Annotated in this window: 1 protein-coding gene; it reads left to right on the top strand. The window is 40.6% G+C overall.

Annotated elements, in window-relative coordinates:
- On the top strand, positions 1–224 hold a 224-nt coding region (locus SB658_RS24955), incomplete at its 5' end, for an SCP2 sterol-binding domain-containing protein (protein WP_410603098.1).
- Positions 225–261 lie beyond the last annotated feature (37 nt).

Here is a 261-nt window from a genome sequence, read left to right as displayed (position 1 = left end):
TGGATGAGCGTGGTGAAGTGAAGAAACTACCTGCAATTGAGTTATCGGATCTCATCTTTTATGGTGAGAGAAAAGAAATACTTCAATTATTAGATGGAGATATGTCCTTACAGCAGTTAATTAGCAGGGGACAAGTGAAAGTAAAAGGGTCATTCCGTGCGCTCCTAAGACTAGAGGCGGTGCTTTGGCTGACGAACGGTTTTTTTCGAAAAATGATAACGTAGTCGTTTACTAGGAAATTAGCGATTTACAGCGTTGACA

This window comes from Bacillus sp. SIMBA_008 (genome assembly GCF_046535495.1).
Taxonomy (GTDB): domain Bacteria; phylum Bacillota; class Bacilli; order Bacillales; family Bacillaceae; genus Bacillus; species Bacillus subtilis.
The sequence above is the reverse complement of the archived record's forward strand: the minus strand, read 5'-3'. Positions and strand labels throughout refer to the sequence as shown.